The sequence below is a fragment of the Mycobacterium simiae genome (assembly GCF_008370645.1).
Classification (GTDB): Bacteria; Actinomycetota; Actinomycetes; order Mycobacteriales; family Mycobacteriaceae; genus Mycobacterium; species Mycobacterium simiae_A.
Genome location: NZ_VTZN01000495.1, coordinates 1 through 568 on the forward strand (window position 1 = coordinate 1; position 568 = coordinate 568).

Consider the following 568-nt stretch of genomic DNA (forward strand, 5'->3'; position numbering starts at 1 on the left):
TGATGATGGAACAGCGTTACCGCGCAGGTGATGACTCTGGGTCTGACTGACGCCTTGCTGGGTTGTCTTTAACTTGATCTGTCCGGCCTGTGTGGTGCGCGTCTTGTTCACGCCGGACAGGACGGACATGACCTAATCAGGAGCTTGGCCGTTCCTCATCAATGTCTTGTCTGCCCGCCCTGGCCGGTGTGTAGCCCACCTCAACGCTCGGTCAGAAGGGACACCATCATCTTGACAGAATCTGTGCTCATCGTCGCCGGCGCGGACACCCACGCCGACACCATTCACGTCGCCGCGATCACCATGACCGGTGCGGCCGTGGGCGACCGGGAGTTCTCGACCACGCGCGCCGGTTACGCGGCGGCGGTCAGGTTCTTGACGTCGTTGGGTCAGGTTGAGCGGATCGGGGTGGAGGGCACCGCCAGCTACGGTGCCGGCTTGACCCGGGCACTGACCGCTGCGGGGTTGGAGGTCGTGGAGGTGACCCGTGCGGTCAAGTCCACCCGACGTCTCAAGGGCAAGTCCGACCCCCTCGATGCCTACAGCGCCGCCCGTACCGCGTTGGCTG

The 568-nt window shown here is 64.1% G+C and carries 1 protein-coding gene; it reads left to right on the forward strand.

The window, feature by feature from the left end:
• Window positions 1–231: 231 nt before the first annotated feature.
• Window positions 232–568, forward strand: a 337-nt coding sequence (locus F0Q45_RS26600; protein WP_149656663.1) for an IS110 family transposase, incomplete at its 3' end; no start/stop codon positions are given.